Raw genomic sequence first — 19,916 nt, forward strand, 5'->3', positions numbered from 1 at the left:
GCTGCCTCTTCTCCGAGAAGAGGTAACAAACGTGGTTAGAAAACCACACTAGTCCAATCAATAAGGAGCTTCAAATGAAAGCAAATTTATTTGCTATTGTTCTATCATCATTTATAGTCTGTCTTTCTGTTTACGCTGCAAGCGAACCATTGAATAAATCCTCAACAGCAACCCTGCAAAAAACAAGAAGTCAAATTGATTTAAATAAAGCGGATAGTAAGGCTTTATTTAGAGTAATCAAGGGGATAGGTCAAAAGCGTGCCGAGGCAATTGTAAAATACCGGACTGAACATGGTCGTTTCAATTCAATACAAGACTTAGCGAAAGTCCCTGGATTTGGTGAGCGATTTGTTAAAAATCATCTCATTCAATTGCAAAAAGTGTTCACAATTAACTAATTTTTGCTACAGCAAATTTTAAGGCGGCAATGCCGCCTATTTTTTGATTTATAGGTATGAATAAATCTTTCTTATTATCTGTCGATTTTTATTTCAATATAGGTTAAAGTGTTCGCCAAAAAAAGAACGAGGTAATGTGGCTCATGTTCAGGAAATTGCGGGGCGTTTTTTCCAACGATTTATCAATTGATTTGGGAACTGCTAATACGTTGATTTATGTAAGGGATAAAGGGATAGTTTTAAATGAACCCTCAGTCGTTGCTTTACGCAATGAGTCAGGTCAGAAACGAGTAGCAGCTGTTGGTCTAGAAGCCAAGCGCATGCTTGGAAGAACCCCTGGAAATATTAATGCTATTCGACCAATGAAAGACGGCGTAATAGCCGATTTCTTCGTGACTGAAAAAATGTTGCAGCATTTTATTCATAAAGTTCACGAAAATCGCTTCCTCAGACCAAGCCCACGTGTTTTGGTTTGCGTGCCTTGCGGCTCGACACAAGTCGAGAGACGTGCAATTCGTGAATCAGCAATGGGTGCTGGAGCGCGCGAAGTATTCCTTATCGAAGAACCTATGGCTGCGGCATTAGGTTCTGGTATGCCAGTTGAAGAAGCAAGTGGTTCAATGGTTGTCGATATTGGCGGTGGTACAACAGAAGTAGCCATTATTTCTCTTAGCGGTATTGTTTATCACCAATCCGTCCGAATTGGCGGTGATAAGTTCGATGACGCAATCGTCTCCTACGTACGCCGTAATTACGGTACTTTAATTGGTGAAACGACGGCTGAGCGCATTAAACATGAAATTGGTTCTGCCTTCCCAAGTCGCGATCTTTTTGAAATAGAAGTAAGAGGTAGAAACTTAGCTGAAGGTGTACCGCGTAGCTTCACGCTAACCAGTGCAGAAATTCTGGAAGCCCTACAAGAACCTTTATCAGGAATAGTCGGCGCAGTAAGAGCTGCTCTTGAGTTAGCACCTCCTGAGCTGGCAGCGGATATTGCTGAACGCGGAATGGTTTTGACAGGCGGTGGAGCACTCCTGAAAAATATGGACACCTTATTGATGGAAGAAACAGGCTTGCCTGTGCTAGTTGCAGAAGATCCGCTCACCTGTGTTGCTCGTGGTGGTGGTAAAGCCTTGGAAACAATGGATCTACGTGGCGGTGATTTCCTCTCAACAGAGTAATTCTAAAAACAGGCTATTTGCTAAAGGCAAACATAGGGCGCTTAGTTTTGTGTTTGCTTTGATAATATCAGCCTCGTTAATGTTCTCAGACTATCACTATCGATATCTCGATAGTGTCCGTAGTGGCTTTGCCTTGCTGGTTTCACCTTTGCAATATGCTGTGGATTATCCTGTGCGAGTAATAGGCTGGGTTCAATCTTTAGTTAGTGCCAAAAGGGCACTGATTAGCGAAAATATGCAACTACGCTATCAGCAAGCCATGCTTGAAGCAGAATTACAAAAACTCTTAGTTATTAAAGAAGAAAACTCACAATTGAGAGAGTTATTACTTACTTCATCTAAAGCAAGTATGCGCGCAATGGCCGCGCAAATTTTAGCTGTTGATACCTCAATTTCGCGACAATTAGTTGTGTTGAATAAAGGGAAGCGAGATGGTGTTTATACTGGGCAGCCTGTCCTTGATGCGAAAGGTGTCATGGGGCAGGTTATTGACGTAGGCTATATGACGAGCACTGTTTTATTGATCTCAGATGCGAAATCCGCTGTCCCGGTAAGAAATAATCGCACGGGAGAACGAGCTATTTTGATGGGAACCAATAACATGAGTCAGTTGTCTTTGGCCAATTTACCTAGAACTTCATCAATTGAAAAAGGTGATTTATTGGTGACTTCAGGGCTCGGTCGCCTTTATCCTGAAGGTTATCCCGTTGGGCGGGTAGAAAAGGTTAAGAGTATTCCTGGAGAGGCATTTATCAAGGTTGACGTGAGCCCTATTGCGTTACTTAATCGAAATCGCTTAGTCCTTCTTATCTGGCCTGACAAAGAACAAGCTGAACTAACTGCTCAGATTAATGAGCGTATGGATGCAATAGGAGCAAATGCATGAGCTCTTTAAGTTTGCGTTTGTTTATCGCAACTATTTTAGTACTTGCGTTAACTATTTTGCCTTTCCCAGAGTTTTTTTTGGGGCTTAGGCCACCTTGGGTATTGATCCTTATTTTATATTGGCAGTTTTTTTTACCTGAGCATTTCAATGTTGCTATTTTACTGATTATTGGTTTAGCTCTTGATGTTTTACTCTCAACAGTTCTAGGAGAGCATGCCTGTGCATTGTCCTTAGTGACTTGGTTAGCAAGCTCCAAAGCTCGACGGTTTCGTTTATTTACGATGGGGCAGCAAATGGCATTGGTGGGTTTTTTCTGTTTACTCTATCAAACGATAATATTAATGATTGATGCCTCACTTGGTTATTATTATGGCTTCCTCATGTCTTTAGGCAGCACTCTGATCTCCATCTTACTATGGCCTTGGGTACGATTAATTGCAGACGATACTTTAGGGAGCAAAGTGCCTCGATTAGGGGGATAATTCGGGCACTTCAGATTTCTTTTTACCCGGTTCTTATTCCGTGCTAAGCAAAGTTTTCTTCCCCAGGGTTTACAAGGATGGCTTCATGCGTGTTTACAAAAGCCCCTGGGGAGGAAAACTTTGCTGAAAGATTGGAGTAGGGAACTTGTGAGGAAGCTTTACCAGCATCTGTGAAAGCGACTTGGTATAGGGTTGGTTCAGAGAATTATTTTAGCGCCCTCTCTTTTTTGTTTTTGCGGAATGCATCACCATTCGAGATTCACCAGGCTGTAGGTCTTCTAAAGACCAATTGGCAATACGATGTCGTACTAGGCGCAGTGTCGGAAAGCCAATAGCGGCCGTCATTCTGCGGATTTGGTGATTTTTCCCTTCTTGTAAAATGATTTCCAGCCAGCAAGTGGGTACAGTTTTGCGGAAACGTACTGGCGGTACTCTAGGCCATAGCAACGGTTCTTCAATTAGCTTAACAACCGCAGGCAAGAATTTCGTTTGCTGAATAACTAAACCTTGACGAAGTGGTAACAAGTCTAGATCACGAGGAATTCCTTCCACTTGAACCCAATAATATTTTTGTTTATTAAAGTTAGGATGAGTTAAGCGATGCTGTAATTTTCCATCATCGGTTAGGAGTAACAAGCCTTCGCTATTCTTGTCTAAACGACCTGCTGCGTAGAAATTGGGTAACTGAATATAATTGGCTAAGGTTTCCTCGTTAGCGTCACCGGTGAATTGGCTTACAACCCCAAAGGGTTTATTAAACAATAAAATAGAACTCATAATACCTTAAACCTTTTATATTTATGCATTGAAATTAGAAAAATTAACAAGAAATAAAAAAAATTTATTATGCATGCTAACGCATTTGGGACAAAGGGTTTTAGCATGCTATTATACCCGCTTTAATTTAGACGGAGTTGTCGATGACATTCGAAAAAATTCATGTACCTACTGATGGCCAGACCATTACCATTGCTGCCGATCAATTATTACAGGTACCAGATTTTCCGATTATCCCTTTTATTGAAGGGGATGGTATCGGTGTGGATGTGACCCCTCCTATGCGCGAAGTAGTTGATGCAGCCGTCAAGAAAGCATATGGTGAAAAAAAGAAAATTTTCTGGATGGAAATCTATGCTGGAGAAAAAGCAACCAAGATTTATGGTGCCGACCAATGGTTACCCAAAGAAACCCTCGACGCTTTGAGAAAATATGTCGTTGCCATCAAAGGCCCATTAACGACCCCAGTTGGCGGGGGCATCCGCTCCCTTAATGTGGCGATTCGCCAACAGCTGGATCTTTATTGTTGTTTGCGCCCAATTCGCTATTTTGAAGGCACCCCAAGCCCGCTGAAAGAACCTTGGAAAACAAATATGGTAATTTTCCGTGAAAATTCGGAAGACATTTATGCGGGTATAGAATGGCAGGCTAACACCCAGGAAGCAAAAAAAGTAATTGATTTTTTACAAAATGAAATGGGCGTTACAAAGATTCGCTTTCCTGAGAATTGCGGTATAGGAATCAAACCTGTTTCTAAGGAAGGAACCTCTCGTTTAGTAAGAACTGCGATTCAGTATGCCATTGATAACGATCGTGAATCAGTAACCTTTGTACATAAAGGGAACATCATGAAATTTACTGAAGGTGCGTTTAAAGAGTGGGGTTATCAAGTCGCTCGGGATGAGTTTGATGCAAAGGACTTTGAAGGTGGGCCTTGGATGCAAATAAAAAATCCGAATACTGGGAAGCCGATTATTATTAAAGATATGATTGCAGATGCATTTTTGCAGCAAATTTTGCTTAGACCGGAAGATTATAGTGTTATTGCGACACTAAATTTGAATGGCGACTACATTTCTGACGCCTTAGCTGCTCAAGTTGGTGGGATTGGTATTGCACCAGGTGCTAATATTGGTGATAAAGTAGCAGTTTTTGAGGCGACACATGGAACTGCGCCAAAATATGCTGGACAGAATAAAGTAAATCCTGGCTCAATCATCTTATCCGCTGAAATGATGCTACGCTATATGGCATGGTCAGAAGCAGCAGACCTTATTGTCAAAGGAATGGAAGAAGCTATCAAAGCGAAAACTGTGACTTATGATTTTGAGCGTTTAATGGACGGGGCTACTTGCTTAAGCTCTTCTGAGTTTGGCAAAGCAATTATTAAGCACATGTAAAAGGATTAAAAATAAAATCTTGAATTTGCCGCAGATTGCTAACTACTTCTTTAAGAATAGAATCTGCAGGCAAAAGGCTACCATCTAACCAGTAAATAAAACCAAATTTGGTCTTGCTCGAAGTGGTCGTCAGAAAGATCCCTCATAATGTTGTGAAAATTAGGCCCCATAGAAAGGCGCTTTGTGTATAACTGTCGTATTGAAAAGGATTTTTTAATTTAAGGACTAAAAAGCTGAGGTCTTTTTTTAACCATGTAATAAAACCAATTTGGATGTGATCTAATCAAGATGTCGCTGATTATCACAAGGTTTAATTTTTTCATGAATTAAATCATTTTTTTACTGGCCAAATGCTCGCTGTCAGTCTATAAAATTAATAAAGGGTATATGTTATGAGTGGGTGGTCATTAGAGGAGATAATTGAACGTAAAACGGCGGAGTCGGAAGCTCTACCGGCGCTCAAGCAGCCTAAAAAATATAAGGTTATATTGCTCAATGATGATTATACCCCTATGGAGTTCGTGGTAGATGTATTAAAGCGGTTCTTTCATTTCAATGAGGAATTGGCAACACAAGTGATGTTACAGGTTCATATTTTAGGAAAAGGCATCTGTGGAGTGTTTACAAGGGATATTGCAGAAACAAAAGTAGCCTTAGTTAACGATCACGCAAGATCTAATGAGCATCCACTGCTATGTACTATGGAACCCGAATAATTTGGTGTTTGTGGCTGGAGAGAGGAGCGACAAAATGTTAAACAAAGAACTTGAATTCACCTTAAATCTAGCCTTTAAGGAAGCGAAAGAGAAGCGTCATGAATTCATGACTGTTGAGCATTTGCTATTATCTTTGCTAGATAACCCTGCCGCTGGAAATGTACTCCAGGCTTGTGATGCTAATGTTGATTCACTACGTCGTGATTTACTTGAGTTCATTGATGAAACCACTCCAAGAATTCCTGAGGATGAGTTGGATCGGGAAACTCAACCTACGCTTGGTTTTCAGCGAGTATTACAACGCGCTGTATTTCATGTTCAATCAGCAGGAAAGACTGAAGTGACAGGCGCTAATGTTTTAGCTGCTATCTTTAGCGAACAGGAAAGTCAGGCTGTTTATTTCCTCCGTCGAGAGAATATTACTCGTCTTGATGTGATTAATTATATCTCTCACGGTGTTTCCAAATATCATAACAACGAACTGAACGAAAATATGAACTCATCAATGGATGAGGATTCTATGGGTGGTGAAGGTAATGAGTCTCCACTTGAAAGCTATTGCATGAATCTTAACAAACGCGCCAGACTAGGTAAGATTGATCCACTCATTGGGCGTCATGAAGAGATCCAACGAACTATCCAGGTTCTTTGCCGTCGCCGTAAAAATAATCCTTTGCTCGTTGGTGAAGCAGGGGTTGGTAAAACAGCTATTGCTGAAGGATTAGCAAGACGCATCGTCGATGGTGAGGTGCCCGAGGCAATTAGTTCTTGCATCGTCTACTCACTGGATTTAGGTGCTTTGCTCGCAGGAACAAAATACCGAGGCGATTTTGAAAAACGCCTAAAAGCTGTTTTAAAACAACTAGGTCAGCAAGATGGTGCCGTATTGTTTATTGATGAAATACATACCATCATCGGTGCAGGTGCAGCTTCTGGCGGCGTAATGGATGCTTCTAACCTGATAAAACCCTTACTTGCAAATGGCGAATTAAAATGTATTGGTTCAACCACATATCAGGAATATCGTGGTATTTTTGAAAAAGATAGAGCACTTGCTCGTCGTTTCCAAAAAATTGATATTAAAGAGCCAAGTATTGATGAAACTTTTGAAATTCTCAAAGGCTTAAAAGGACGCTTGGAAGAGCACCATGGTGTTAAATTCTCGATTCCAGCCTTGAAAGCCGCTGCAGAATTGGCTGCTAAGTATATTAATGACCGCTTCTTACCTGATAAAGCAATTGATGTGGTAGATGAGGCAGGAGCTTATCAAAATCTACTCACAGCGACTAAGCGTAAAAAGATAATCTCTGTAACTGAAATAGAAAGCGTTGTCGCAAAAATTGCACGAATTCCCGTTAAAAAAGTATCTGCACGGGATAAAGACACTTTACGTAATCTTGAACGCGATTTGAAATTGCTCGTTTATGGACAAGACGATGCAATAACAGCGCTTGCTTCCGCGATTAAGCTCGCTCGCTCTGGGCTACGAGATGCCGAAAAACCAGTGGGTTGTTTCTTATTTGCTGGCCCAACTGGTGTTGGTAAAACGGAAGTCACCAAGCAATTGGCTAATGTATTAGGCATAGAATTATTACGCTTTGATATGTCTGAATACATGGAAAAACACACTGTTTCACGACTCATCGGAGCCCCTCCTGGCTATGTAGGTTATGACCAAGGCGGCTTATTGACTGAAGCAGTGACTAAAAATCCACATGCCGTATTGCTTCTTGATGAAATTGAAAAAGCTCATCCAGATGTCTTTAATTTGCTTTTACAAATTATGGATCATGGTACTTTAACCGATACTAATGGACGACAAGCCGATTTTCGTCATGTCATTATGGTTATGACTAGTAATGCGGGTGCGAGCGAAATTACCAGAAATTCAATTGGTTTCAGCTTACAGGATAATAGTAATGATGGTTTGGACGCGATTAAACGCCAGTTCAGTCCTGAATTTAGAAACCGATTGGATGCGATTATTAACTTTGCACCGCTTGATAGTGTAACAATTGGTCTAGTGGTTGATAAATTTATCATGGAGTTGGATGAACAGCTCAGTAATAAGGGCGTCACTTTCAAAGTAGATAAAGCAGCCCGCGATTGGCTCATTGAACATGGTTATGATAAGGCTATGGGTGCTCGTCCAATGGCAAGGTTAATCCAAGAAAATGTGAAGAAACCTTTAGCAGATGAACTACTCTTTGGTAAGTTATCGAATGGCGGCCATGTGACCTTAAAAGTAAAAGATGGCAAATTACATTTCGATAGCCATGATCATAGAGAAGGTGTTTGCTAAGCTCTCTTAATTCATCTGTTTTTCGTGGAATGTTGGGCCTCGGCCCAACAAATTCATATAAAAGTATCTATCTAATACCCACAGTTTCTTTTATGCCTGTATCTGGTTAGAATAGGGCAATTTATTTAGCCGGCTAACCCATGCTTAGTGTTATCATCATTGCTAAAAATGAAGAAGCAAATATCAGACGTTGCCTTGCTTCAGTTCAATGGGCTGATGAGCTGATTGTTCTTGATTCAGGAAGTAGTGACAATACAATCGCTATCGCGAAAGAATATACAGACAAAGTGTACTCTACCGATTGGCAAGGTTATGGTATTCAGAAGCAGCGGGCCTTATCATTAGCGACAGAAGATTGGGTACTAAACTTAGATGCCGATGAAACAGTCGATGAGCAGCTCAAAGCAGCAATTATCAAAGCGATAACAAGTAACGACGCCGATGCTTATCGCATTCCTATCTGTATGAATTTTTATGGATTCCCTTTACGCTTCTCTTCAAGTCCTAAAAGACATGTACGTCTTTTTAAACGAGCAGGGGCTCGCTATAGTTCAGATATTGTGCACGAGAAAATAGTTTTGCCTCCCGGGCAAAGAATTAGCAAAATAAAAAAAGCAATCATGCATCACTCCTTTCAAGATGTCACTCATGCGCTTTATAAGATCAATCGTTATTCGTCTTACAGTGCCAAAATTAAAATTGAGAAAAATAAAAAACCTAGTTTTGCAAAAACGCTGCTTGGAACCTGTTGGATGTTTTTCCGTTGCTATTTTTTACAGCGTGGATTTTTAGATGGAAAAGCAGGATTCCTTTTAGCTGTTTTTAATGCCCAAGGGACTTTTTACCGGGGAATTAAGCAGTTGTACCATGATTCCCAATTGAGTAAATTACCTGCTACTACTGAGGATAATTAAAGAATGGATGCACTTGCCGGCATATCAACTAAATTTTCAATACAAAAATTGGTGCCTTTATTGTTAGCAGTGACGCTTTTTGTTTTGCCACTTAGTTCTTCTGCAAAAAGCATCTGTTTAAGTTTATCGGTCGTCGTGATTTTATTAATTCCTAAATATCGCGCTGAAATTGCTGACCTGCTCACTAAAGGCTGGTGTAGGGCAGCTATTATTCTTACTTGCTTAGCACTAGTTGCTTGTTTATGGAGCCCTGCTAGTTTTTCAGAAAAAATGCTTATTCTGGAAAAATATAGCAAATTTCTTTATTTGCCTATTCTGGTTGCTGGATTTCGCAGCGAAAGAACAAGAAGCTTAGGTCTACATGCGTTTTTATTAGCGATGCTGCTTACCTCTGGTATTGCGGTATTAAGATATCGAGGTTTTCTGCCTACTTTTAATATCAACCCCGATCACATTTTTCGCAATCATATTATGGTCGGTTATATGTTGGATTTTGCTGCCTATTTATCGGCCTTATTTGCTTATCGGCAGCGAGCTTTGCAGCGATTCGCTTACAGCTTATTATTTCTTTTGTTCAGTTATCATGCCCTTTTTATCAATGGGGGACGGATGGGATATATTGCCTATTTTCTACTAATGTCTCTTTTAATGGTACAGATTTGCTCTTGGCGATTAGCGATTGCTGGATTTCTAATGGTTTGTACCACCTTTTTCATGATTTACAATCAAAGCCAATATATGAAAGATCGGCTTAGTTTGGCGGTGACAGAAGTAAAGCATTATCAACAAAACGATAAGGATACGCCCGTAGGTTATCGTTTACAATTTTATCAATTCGCTTATCAACTTTTTAATAAGCATCCGCTGGTAGGGAATGGAACTGGCAGTTTTACTTATTATTTCCGCACGTTAAATCCAGTGCCTTCATGGCTAAATAGACTATTAGAACCCCATAATCAATACTTTTTCGTGGCTACTGAGTTTGGTTTAGTTGGTGTTATCATCTTATTAGCCTTCTTTTTTAGTTTAATTAAAGCAAGTTGGCGTTTAGATAAAATGCGCCCCATTGCTTTTGCAATGCTTGCTTGCTTTCTTTTAGGAAATTTGACTGATTCCCTGTTGTTATATTCCGGTTCTGGTTATTTCTTTATCTTGTTTATGGCGCTTTGTCTTGGAGAGCAAGAAAGAAAAGCAGCGATCTAGTAATCGGTGAAAGGATTCATCCACTGTCGTTGCAGAGCTAAATCCTGTAGAGAGTGGTCTTTTATGCCGTTGGTTTTAATTATTATCCCAATATTATTTCAGACTGATCAATTTTCGACTTATTTTTAATGAGAAAAGAATATTTTTTAAGTATAATCCCACTCTTTTATAAATATGAATTTAAGAAGGAAGATCGATGGGTAAAAAAACGACGTTAGGCCAACTTTTAGCAACCAATACTTTTGACGATCCATTTATGGCTGCTGCTATTTTCAATGAAGATTATCCAGTTATTCATGAAGTAGATACATTATTGTCGTCTGTCTTTAGTCTACTTAATGTCTCTCAAGACGTATTTATGCATCAATATAACTTGCATCGAGAGAGGATGCAGTTACCTGAGGTTGAAGAGGGAGGCTGGTGTCATGGTTTAACCTTAACATGGTTAAAGTATGCAGCTAGAAATCGGCAAAAAGAGTTTTTTGATATTTACAATATGGTTATACGAGGGATGGAAGTGTCCCAGATGGACTGCGAAAAAATAGAAGAATTTTATACGGAAATAGATAAAGCTCAGCATCCGGGCAATTACTATCCAAATACAGGACAGGAAAGTATCGAAGTCATTTTGGGTGTCCCTGAAATAAAAACCTCAGCCGATCCCAAACGCGAAGGATTTAAGGCCCGTAAATGGCAAAATATTCTTAGCAATTTTATGAAAAATTATGACATGATTCGTATCAGTGCTTTTTCTGGAAGAAGCCATACTATCGGCATCTTTAAAGATAAAGGCGGGTTTTATCTATATGATTGTAATAACGCATCGGAAAACGTTACTGAATTTAAACAATTTAGTTCTCTTCAAGCGATAAACTGGATTAAAAATAACTTGTACGCCAAGTTAAAGCTTGAAGCCACACAATCGACTCCTATGAAATTAACCATTACTGGTATTAATTCATCGATGCTTTTGGAAAGGGATGAGCAAAACATCTCTGATTCAACACCGCTTATTCCCGGGAATGTTCCCGAAGCTAGTGACAATCGATTATCATCCGAGAATCGGAAACGTAAGCGAGAGTTACCTGAGTGTAAATCGGTTAATCAATCAGCCCCAACTACTAATTCCTCTTCGAATGAGTTTTCATTTTTTAACACCAAGCTCGGTGAAAAGAGATGTCCTGATGTGTCTACGCTAACTTTTACAGTGTAAGTGCAGCCTGGTAGCAAGCGCTCAATCTAAGTCACATCGTTGCCTACGCCCTGTGGCTAGTTCCAGCGATGTTGCAAACTCTACTCTCGTCCCTACTTACCGCGGCTTGTCCGTGGTATCCAGGTGATCTTTTTTCTTACTCAGATCTCTGGATCCCGCGAACAAGCCGCGGTAAGTAGGGAATGAGTTCAACCATGCAACAACGCCGGACAAGACGCGGGACGTCGGAGCCGAGCTGGACAGGGTTGTCAGAGATGGACTAAGATTCAGTTGCAAGCAGTCAGGCTACCTATGTTATTAGACTCCAACAGTTAGGCTCTGATAAGCTTCTGATCTAGAAAAACGTTCTTGTATTTCAACCCCTCTTTCTTCGATAGGTTTAAAAAATAGAGTTTTTGTGTGATGTGGTGCTATTGTAGAGCGATGACCAATACTAACAATCGTAGTCTTTGATAATAATTCTTTTAATAATTGATAAATAAGATTTTCATTTTCTTCGTCGAGAGAAGAGGTTGCTTCGTCCAAAAATAGCCAATCGGGTTGTTTCAAGAGAACTCTTGCGATGGCGATTCGTTGTTGCTCACCGCCTGATAATTGAGTTGCCCAGGGACAGATTTTATCTAACTGTGGAATAAATTTATCCATTTTTACCTTTTCTAAGACAGAGATGTATTGCAGATCATCGTAAGTGTCTGCTGGCTCAGGATAGGCTAAAACAGCTCTTAAACTATCGCAGGGCAGAGTGGGTCTTTGTGGTAAAAAATAGAAACTTTTGCCCTCCGGGATGGACACTTTACCATTACCATATTTCCAAACCCCTGCGATTACTTTGAATAAAGTACTCTTACCCATGCCGGATTCGGCTTGTAGCATCACATGCACGCCTGGTTCTAGTTTTAGATTAAGATTACGAATAATATATTCTGAACTTGATGCTTGAGGTGCCAGAATATCCAAGTTTTTTATTTTGATGGTTTCTTTAGACCTTAGTTTCCTAGAAATGGCTTTGGGATTCGTTGCCAAACCCCCTTCTTTAAAAGCGTCTTGTAATTCAATAATGCGCTCGATACTGGCCTGATTAGTAGAAAGATTTTCATAAGCGGTAACAAACCAGCTTAATGACATATTGACCTCAGTGAAAGACATTCCAATTTGCATTAATTGGGCAAGATCAATAAGTCCTGTAAAGTAAAGCGGGGCAGCAAGGATATTGGGTAAAATCCCAGCTAGTTGAAGATAAAAACTCTGAAAACTAGTTAATTTTGCTTCGCTATTCAGTTTTTGATTAGAGGTTTTTTTGATTGCTTCAATTTTATTTCCTATCGACGTTTGATAATAAATTTCAGCATGTTCTTCAGCAATATTTTCAGCCTCTCCACAGAGTTGTGTTAAATCCTGCCTGAAATCTGCTTCCGCTTGCTCAGCCATTTTATTCACTTCAGGAAGTGATTTTCCTATAAAATGAGTAACTATTGTGGCTGTTATGGCAACCAATAATGCAACCCAGACTAAATAACCTGGTATAATAATATTCAGGCCCAAAATTGCTACAGTTAAGGCTCCGCCCACTACCCATAAAGTGCCTACAAAAGTTCCGAAGCTGAGCACGGATTGTAAAAAATCGGTGGCTAAACTCAGTGAAAAGTCCACAATCGTTTTAATGTCTTCCTGAATTCGCTGTGCGATATTATCAATTTCAGGGGAAAATCGTCTTAATTCTAAATAATTATTTTCACTGCCAAATAAATCAATAAGCATTTTTTTAGTTAACCAATTACGCCAAATGACCGATAATTTCCCAATAAGATAATTTTTTAAAACATAAGCTCCTACATAGGTGGTCAGTAACAAAGTAAATTGCGCCATGCTTATCAGAAAAGGAGTTAACGCTTTAGCGGTTAATACAGCCCAAAATCCAGCCGACCACCAAGATAAAGCTGCCATTATAGCGACAAGAGCGATGACGCAAAGGATGGCCCCTATTAATAACAGCCATGCTTTTAATCGTTCGTCCGAATTTAAAAAATAGTCTGTGATAAGAACAAACGTTTTTTTCCAGCTGTTTTTTGAATTTTCTTTACTCATTTATGTACCTTCATGACCGAAAATTAGACATTTATTTCTAACGAGGTTCGAATATATCAACACAAATTTAAAAAAACAAATATTTATTTTAATAAAATTAAAAATGGAGTTTGAAAAATGAAATAAGGTTGATATTATATTGTTTGTTAGTAAAATATTATGCATAGAAGATTTGAGAATCAGTATTTGAAGCATGGGAAAAATAATTACACAGTGCCCATCCTGTAAAAGTTCGAATTTAAATGTAGTCAAGATTGAGTGTGCTGACTGTAATACTAGATTTGAAGGGCAATTTGAAATATCGGCGTTATTAAAACTACCTGAAGACGATCTGCAATTTATTTTGGATTTTGTAAAATGTTCAGGAAGCCTTAAGGACATGGCTGTTATCCAAAAAGTCTCTTATCCGACATTGAGAAACAGACTCAATGCTTTGATAAGAACCTTGGAAAATATGGAAATAAAAGAGGAGGGGTCTAAAGAAGAAATTTTACTATTGCTTGAGGAAGGTAAAATTTCTGCAAAAGAAGCGGCCATTATGTTGAAACGTCTGTGAGTATGATGATGGACAAAGAACAAAAACGTCTTTTAGCAATGCGTGAAGAAAATAAAATTTCAGAAGCGGATTATCAGTTAATTTCTGCAGCCTTAACCAAGAAATCTATCTTTGCAAGTATTGAGAATTCAGTGCTCATCAATCCTTTTCAAAAAATTGCAGGATTTAAAGCCTTATTGTTGGGTTTAATATTGATGGTCATCATGAGTAGCGTGGGGATTGCTGCTAATGTCTATTTCGATGGCATTATAGGTTTTGTATTCGCCGATAACATTAAGGCGATGAAACCTAATTTTTTCTTATTGCTTTATCAAAATGCCGTAGTTATTTTTATTCTAGCCTCGCTTTTTTTAGCAGCAGCCCTTTTACTTAGGCAAAAAAGAATTCGTGCGATTGATTTTTTTGGCACGGTGGCTTTGTCGCGTTATCCCATCCTCTTTGTCCTCCCCATTGTAATACTACAAAAATATTTGGAACCTCATAAAGAAGATATTTCCAAGGGCTTTGAATTACATCTAACTCTGCTAGGTACAATCGGTCATTTTGTTTTTCTAATTTGTATTATTTGGCAAATTACAACCTATTTTTTCGCTTTGAAAGAGGCTTCAGGTCTTGAAGGAAGGAGCCTATGGTTGAGTTTCATTGTGACTGTCTTGTTGGGAGATGTTATAGGGCTAATATTAACGCGTTTCTTTTTGTACGTTTAAGTTCTAAGCGTAAGTTGGAGTGGTTTCGTGACAACTTTTCCATTATTCATCGAATAAATTGTAAGCTCATCCTTGTCAAATTGCATTTTTTACACAATTTACATATAATATGTATTGTTAAAGTAATTTTAATAACGGAGAATGTATGAAAAACAGTACTCACGAAACTATTTCTGCTACGGAGTTAGTTCGACACCTTTCCGCTATGATAGATAAAGTTCGTATCTCTGGAAGAAGCCTATACATTACCAAGGGTGTTCAAACTATTGCTGAATTAAGTCCTCCACCTAGATCGGGTTTTCCTATTAAAAATTTAGCAAGTTTTATAAAAACTTTGCCGAGCTTAGGAGAGGAAGCTCAAGGAATGTCGCAGGATATTAAATCTATTAAAAATGGGGCTAAATTACCGGAGAGCCCATGGGATTAGTAATAGATACAAACTTTTTTATTGATATTGAAAATAAACGATTAGAGATTGAAAAATTGAATGATTTTTCTTCTTACGGTGATGCCTATATTGCTTCAGTTACGGCTTCCGAATTATTAGCCGGAATTCATTTATCAAAAAATATATCAATAAAATTAACCCGTACCGCTTTTGTTGAAAATATACTTGAACAAATTCCTATTTTAAATTTTGATGAAAGGGTGGCTAGAACTTATGCTGAAATCTACGCCTATTTTTTAAAACCTAGATCTAAATCAAGCTCTAACGTCCATGATTTACAAATAGCTGCTACAGCACTAGCTCATGGATACTCATTACTTACTAGTAATATTGAAGACTTTGAAAAAATTCCTGGTATAAAAATTTTAACAATATAATAGCGTAGCCCGTACCTTGTTACGCACGTAGCGAGGGATGACGTACGGGTAGGTGAGCTATTACCTAACGTTAAGTTTAAAATGCTAACTTAAACTGCTGCCAGTATTTGTTGTATAACTCCAAAGTTTGTTCACCGAGATCGCGCTGAAGATAAGCGTGCTTCATCGTTTCTTCAGAAGGATAGACGATGGGATTATCATTAATTGCCTTAGGAAGAAGACTACGCCCTTTGGCATTGGTTATAGCTGCACCTTCTAAAATAGCAATTTTTACGCTGGATTCAGGTTTAAACATAAAATTAATAAAGGCGTAAGCTTCTTCCGGGTGAGGTGGATTTTTGGGAATGGCGAGACAATCAACCCAGATCACAAAGCCCTCCTGAGGATAATTAAAAGAAATTTGATTGTTTTCCATCTGAGCTTTGAGAGCATCGCCACTCCAGGCTATTCCTGCTATTGCATCTTCATCAATCATAATGGCTTGGATACTGTCGCTAGCAAAGAGTTTAACATTCGGTACCAAAGCCAAGAGGCGATTGTAAGCTTGTCTAATATGTTGTGGATCTTTATCATTGGGGTTAAATCCTAGACTCATCAGCGCAATAGAGAAAAGTTCGCGTGAGTCATCAAGAAGCATTAGCTCCCCACGCCAGCGTTTTTGCCATAAATCTTGCCAAGTTTTAGGCGCATCTTTTACAAAAGTTTTATTATAAAAAATGCCTGTCGCTCCCCAAATCAAAGGAGCGCTATATTGATTGCCTGGATCGTACTCATTATCATTGAAGTGACTCTCGATATTTGCAAGATTTGGCAACTTCTTATGATCAAGCGCTAGCAACAGACCTTGATTACGCATGCGTTCAACAAAATAAGCGGAAGGCAAAATGACATCGTAAATGCTTTTACCACTTGCCCGAAGTTTAGCGTACATCGTTTCATTACTATCATAAGTGGATAAATGAATGGTGATTCCCGTTTCATCTTCAAAGGCTTGTAAAAGTTCCTTGGGGATTTCTCCGCCCCAAATGTAAACATTCACTACTTTATTAGCAAAAAGCATAGTCGTGCCTAAAACCAGGGCAATAAATAATAGAAAACGATTCATGGTTTTTTACTCGATATGCGATCTGAAATAATGACCAAGGCCATCGATATAGCAAGGGTAATGGTACATAAAGCATTAAGTTCAGGTGTTACGCCTGTTCTTACTAAAGAATAAATGGTAAGCGGTAAAATATTAAAATCGGGACCTGCAACAAAATAGCTAATAATGACATCATCAAAAGAGAGGGTAAAACAGAGTAAGAAAGCGCTGAGTATTGCAGGCCATAACAGGGGTAGAAGAATTTTCCTTAACGCTGTGAAACGACTCGCTCCTAAATCGAGTGCAGAAAAATAAATATTCGGATCGAGAGTATAAATACGGCTGTTAATCGTTAAAATCACAAAAGGAATACAAAAACTGATATGAGCAATTAACAAACTGAAAAAACCCAGAGTAATATTCATTAGATTAAAGAAAATTAAAAGTGCGACTCCGAGGACGAGATCAGGAATAATGATTAGCAAAATTAAGATCGCATAGAGCGGACGATGTTGTCGATTGCGATAAAGAAATAAATGCACACAAGTTAATAACCCTAAAGTAGTTGCTACAATAGAAGCGCTGAGACCCAGAATAGTAGAATGCAAAAAAGCAGACCATAATACACGATCATGAAAAAGCTCAACATACCATTGCGTTGAAAAGCCCTGCCATTGCAATGAAAACTTCGCAGCATTTACCGAATAAATAACGAGTACAAGAATTGGGAAATAAAGAAAGAGAAATACTAAAGTTAAGAAAGTTTTTTGCGTCAAAGCTTTCATTGCAAGATCTCCTTGCTTTGACGACGAAAAAAGAACAATAAAATTAATAAAATGACGGTGAGTAATACAGAAGTGGCTGAGCCTTGAGGCCAATTTTCCAAAACTAAAAATTGATCTTGAATTAAGTTTCCCAATAAAATCGAGCGTGCCCCACCTAAAACATTAGGGATATAGAATAGGGTCATTGAGGGTAAAAGGACCATTAAACAGCCAGCAATAATCCCATTTGCTGTATTAGGTAAAAATACGCGGAAAAAAATGTTGAGTTTACTTGCCCCTAAATCTTTGGCTGCTTCAATAAGGCTAAAATCAAAGCGTTCCATGTTAGTAAAAATTGGTAAAACCATAAACGGGAATAAGTTGTAAACTAGTCCAGTTAGGACTGCAAAATTGGTATAAAGCAATGAAAGGGGGGTATCGATTAAATGCAATTTTAAAAGAATAGCATTGATAAGGCCCTTTGATTTAAGCAGCGCGATCAGGGAGTAAGTACGTATTAATGAACTTGTCCAGAACGGAATAATAATTAGTAATAGTAAAACGGATTTATGTTTTGATTTAATTAATAAAAAACTGAAAGGATAAGCGAGTAAAAGGCAGCAAGCGGTCGCAAATGACGCTATGAATAGCGAGCGAAAGAAAATTTTGATAAAAATAGGGGTGAGTAAGGCAGAATAATTACTTAAGCTGAAGGGTAAATCGACAAGGTGGTTGCTATTTTTGGATAGAAAACTAGCGATTAATACCAGACATAGAGGAACGAAGCTAAAAATAATTAACCAGATGTAGGTAAGATACACTGAAAGAGATCTAACTTTCATTAAGTCCCACTTGTTGAAATGAATGATTGGATTTTAAGATTCATAAGGCAATAATACTTCCCAACCAGGTAACCATTGTAACCACAGAGTTTCGTTAAGTGTATATTCTAAGTTATCATCATCTTCATCGAAAAAGGCGGTCGCATTGATAATTTTTCCAGAATCTAATTCGACTTTTAAATCAATCGTAGAGCCTTTGTAGACAATATCTATAATTTTTCCTGGTAACATGCCGCCCGTATCGTCTGTCTCTGATTCCTTCAACACACGAATATCTTCCGGGCGAATGATAAGATGCACTTTATCACCAGGTTGATAATTGCCAGTATTACGGCATTGGAGCTGAATCGATTCGATTTCGGTAAGCAGGTTTTGGCCGGAAACCCCCTTGATTTGAATATTAAAAATATTTGCTTCGCCAATGAATTTTGCAACATAAAGATTAGCAGGTGTTTCATAGACCTGCCGCGGTGTCCCAATTTGCTCTATGTGGCCGTGGTTAAAAATCACAATTCGATCCGACATGGATAAAGCTTCTTCTTGATCATGGGTGACAAAAATAAAAGTCATGTTTAGCGCTTTTTGTAATTGTTTAAGCTCATACTGCATGTTTTTGCGTAATCTATAATCGAGCGAACTTAAAGGTTCATCCAAAAGCAAAACTTGTGGGCGATTAATTACTGCACGAGCGATTGCTACACGCTGCTGCTGTCCGCCGCTTAACTGTTGGATATCGCGTTTGGCAAAAGACTCTAGCTGAACTAGGCGTAGAGTTTCTTCGACTCGTGCGGAAATGGTTTTCTCATCCATCTTTTTGCATCGTAAAGCGAACGCTACATTTTCATAAACCGATAAATGCGGAAAGAGGGCGTAACTTTGGAAAACAGTATGGACATCCCTTTTTTGTGGAGGCAGCGCATTGATACATTGGCCATTGAAATATATTTCACCGGAGCTTGGTTGTTCAAAGCCTGAAATTAACCGCAGTAGGGTGGTTTTTCCACAACCTGAAGGTCCTAAAAGGGTTAGGAACTCACCATTTTGAACTGACAGGGAAATATTATTGAGAATGAGGGCTGAGCCGTAAGATTTATTAACTTGTTTTATTTCAATGAGCGGACTAGTCATGAGAAGAGCAAACTACCAACTGGAAACGGGTTGTGGAGGGTTTTGCAAACTACAAACCTCAGAAATACTACCATTATTACATACCACGGCCCCTACAGCAGAAATAGTCATCACGCCACCTTGCCATAAACAGCAACCTGAGAGTTTTTGGATATCCATCACAGCATGACGTGTACAGTAGCAGCTGGAATAATACCCATTGTTACAAACATAGCGTCCAGCTACAGAATCACAATAGCTGATGCCGCCCATAGCATGGCAACAGCGCTGTTTATCGCAAAACGGAATGAAAATGGGATCACATTCTGCAGGAATAGTTGCATAGCTAATTGAAGAAACATACAAAGATAGAACAGTGATTAGCGAATAAGACAGAGATCGCATCTTTATTTCTCCGATGGGCGTGTTGTTAGCATAACATAGGTTCTTAATTAAAAAGAAGTTAGTTTTTAG

The 19,916-nt window shown here is 38.9% G+C and carries 21 protein-coding genes; 14 read left to right on the forward strand and 7 right to left on the reverse strand.

Going from position 1 to position 19,916, the window contains the following annotated elements:
* The first annotated feature begins 74 nt into the window (after positions 1 to 74).
* From Lnau_RS04645 to mreD, 4 genes are all read left to right on the forward strand, one after another.
* Positions 75 to 398: a ComEA family DNA-binding protein gene (locus Lnau_RS04645; RefSeq protein ID WP_065240244.1), complete on the forward strand. Its 324-nt coding sequence runs from the start codon at positions 75 to 77 to the stop codon at positions 396 to 398.
* 143 nt (positions 399 to 541) lie between these two features.
* Positions 542 to 1,579, forward strand: a complete 1,038-nt coding sequence (locus tag Lnau_RS04650) for a rod shape-determining protein (RefSeq protein ID WP_025385468.1) — start codon at positions 542 to 544, stop codon at positions 1,577 to 1,579.
* The gene (gene mreC / locus Lnau_RS04655; RefSeq protein ID WP_058503978.1) at positions 1,557 to 2,465 is read left to right on the forward strand and encodes a rod shape-determining protein MreC; all 909 of its coding nucleotides are present in this window, start codon (positions 1,557 to 1,559) and stop codon (positions 2,463 to 2,465) included. Before Lnau_RS04650 ends, mreC begins: the two co-directional genes overlap by 23 nt.
* Entirely contained in the window at positions 2,462 to 2,947 is a 486-nt protein-coding gene (gene mreD, locus Lnau_RS04660) for a rod shape-determining protein MreD (RefSeq protein WP_058503979.1), read from the forward strand. Before mreC ends, mreD begins: the two co-directional genes overlap by 4 nt.
* Before the next feature lie 210 nt (positions 2,948 to 3,157).
* On the opposite strand, the gene Lnau_RS04665 is transcribed toward mreD, so the two are convergent.
* Entirely contained in the window at positions 3,158 to 3,724 is a 567-nt protein-coding gene (locus Lnau_RS04665; protein WP_058503980.1) for a pseudouridine synthase, read from the reverse strand.
* Positions 3,725 to 3,867: 143 nt separating this feature from the next.
* On the opposite strand from Lnau_RS04665, the gene icd reads away from it, so the two are divergent.
* From icd to Lnau_RS04695, 6 genes are all read left to right on the forward strand, one after another.
* On the forward strand, positions 3,868 to 5,124 hold the full coding sequence (gene icd, locus Lnau_RS04670; RefSeq protein ID WP_058503981.1) for an NADP-dependent isocitrate dehydrogenase: 1,257 nt from the start codon (positions 3,868 to 3,870) through the stop codon (positions 5,122 to 5,124).
* Between the two features lie 392 nt (positions 5,125 to 5,516).
* Positions 5,517 to 5,840, forward strand: a complete 324-nt coding sequence (clpS, locus tag Lnau_RS04675) for an ATP-dependent Clp protease adapter ClpS (protein WP_058503982.1) — start codon at positions 5,517 to 5,519, stop codon at positions 5,838 to 5,840.
* Between the two features lie 34 nt (positions 5,841 to 5,874).
* On the forward strand, positions 5,875 to 8,142 hold the full coding sequence (clpA, locus tag Lnau_RS04680; RefSeq protein ID WP_058503983.1) for an ATP-dependent Clp protease ATP-binding subunit ClpA: 2,268 nt from the start codon (positions 5,875 to 5,877) through the stop codon (positions 8,140 to 8,142).
* A gap of 140 nt (positions 8,143 to 8,282) precedes the next feature.
* Complete coding sequence (locus Lnau_RS04685) at positions 8,283 to 9,056, forward strand: glycosyltransferase family 2 protein (RefSeq protein WP_058503984.1); 774 nt, start codon at positions 8,283 to 8,285, stop codon at positions 9,054 to 9,056.
* A 3-nt stretch (positions 9,057 to 9,059) separates the two neighbouring features.
* Positions 9,060 to 10,259, forward strand: coding sequence for an O-antigen ligase family protein (locus tag Lnau_RS04690; RefSeq protein WP_058503985.1), 1,200 nt, complete (start codon positions 9,060 to 9,062; stop codon positions 10,257 to 10,259).
* A gap of 196 nt (positions 10,260 to 10,455) precedes the next feature.
* On the forward strand, positions 10,456 to 11,472 hold the full coding sequence (locus Lnau_RS04695) for a hypothetical protein (RefSeq protein ID WP_058503986.1): 1,017 nt from the start codon (positions 10,456 to 10,458) through the stop codon (positions 11,470 to 11,472).
* Between the two features lie 297 nt (positions 11,473 to 11,769).
* On the opposite strand, the gene Lnau_RS04700 is transcribed toward Lnau_RS04695, so the two are convergent.
* Positions 11,770 to 13,557: an ABC transporter ATP-binding protein/permease gene (locus tag Lnau_RS04700; RefSeq protein WP_058503987.1), complete on the reverse strand. Its 1,788-nt coding sequence runs from the start codon at positions 13,555 to 13,557 to the stop codon at positions 11,770 to 11,772.
* A gap of 193 nt (positions 13,558 to 13,750) precedes the next feature.
* On the opposite strand from Lnau_RS04700, the gene Lnau_RS04705 reads away from it, so the two are divergent.
* From Lnau_RS04705 to Lnau_RS04720, 4 genes are all read left to right on the forward strand, one after another.
* Positions 13,751 to 14,113, forward strand: a complete 363-nt coding sequence (locus tag Lnau_RS04705) for a DUF2089 family protein (protein ID WP_058503988.1) — start codon at positions 13,751 to 13,753, stop codon at positions 14,111 to 14,113.
* Between the two features lie 2 nt (positions 14,114 to 14,115).
* The gene (locus tag Lnau_RS04710; RefSeq protein ID WP_238585920.1) at positions 14,116 to 14,820 is read left to right on the forward strand and encodes a hypothetical protein; all 705 of its coding nucleotides are present in this window, start codon (positions 14,116 to 14,118) and stop codon (positions 14,818 to 14,820) included.
* Between the two features lie 145 nt (positions 14,821 to 14,965).
* A complete protein-coding gene (locus tag Lnau_RS04715) occupies positions 14,966 to 15,247 on the forward strand; it encodes a hypothetical protein (protein WP_058503989.1) in 282 nt (93 codons plus the stop codon).
* Entirely contained in the window at positions 15,238 to 15,645 is a 408-nt protein-coding gene (locus tag Lnau_RS04720) for a type II toxin-antitoxin system VapC family toxin (protein ID WP_058503990.1), read from the forward strand. Before Lnau_RS04715 ends, Lnau_RS04720 begins: the two co-directional genes overlap by 10 nt.
* Before the next feature lie 76 nt (positions 15,646 to 15,721).
* On the opposite strand, the gene Lnau_RS04725 is transcribed toward Lnau_RS04720, so the two are convergent.
* Genes Lnau_RS04725 through Lnau_RS04745 form a run of 5 tightly spaced genes read right to left on the reverse strand, consistent with a single transcriptional unit; the run spans position 15,722 to position 19,847 of the window.
* Positions 15,722 to 16,750, reverse strand: a complete 1,029-nt coding sequence (locus Lnau_RS04725) for an ABC transporter substrate-binding protein (RefSeq protein ID WP_058503991.1) — start codon at positions 16,748 to 16,750, stop codon at positions 15,722 to 15,724.
* Positions 16,747 to 17,514: an ABC transporter permease subunit gene (locus Lnau_RS04730; RefSeq protein ID WP_058503992.1), complete on the reverse strand. Its 768-nt coding sequence runs from the start codon at positions 17,512 to 17,514 to the stop codon at positions 16,747 to 16,749. Before Lnau_RS04730 ends, Lnau_RS04725 begins: the two co-directional genes overlap by 4 nt.
* On the reverse strand, positions 17,511 to 18,335 hold the full coding sequence (locus Lnau_RS04735; protein WP_058503993.1) for an ABC transporter permease: 825 nt from the start codon (positions 18,333 to 18,335) through the stop codon (positions 17,511 to 17,513). Before Lnau_RS04735 ends, Lnau_RS04730 begins: the two co-directional genes overlap by 4 nt.
* Positions 18,336 to 18,368: 33 nt before the next feature.
* Positions 18,369 to 19,463 (reverse strand): spermidine/putrescine ABC transporter ATP-binding protein PotA, encoded by a 1,095-nt coding sequence (gene potA / locus Lnau_RS04740; protein WP_058503994.1) that lies wholly within the window; start codon positions 19,461 to 19,463, stop codon positions 18,369 to 18,371.
* A 12-nt stretch (positions 19,464 to 19,475) separates the two neighbouring features.
* Positions 19,476 to 19,847, reverse strand: a complete 372-nt coding sequence (locus Lnau_RS04745; protein WP_058503995.1) for a hypothetical protein — start codon at positions 19,845 to 19,847, stop codon at positions 19,476 to 19,478.
* Positions 19,848 to 19,916 lie beyond the last annotated feature (69 nt).

This window comes from Legionella nautarum (assembly GCF_001467895.1).
GTDB classification, from domain to species: Bacteria; Pseudomonadota; Gammaproteobacteria; order Legionellales; family Legionellaceae; genus Tatlockia; species Tatlockia nautarum.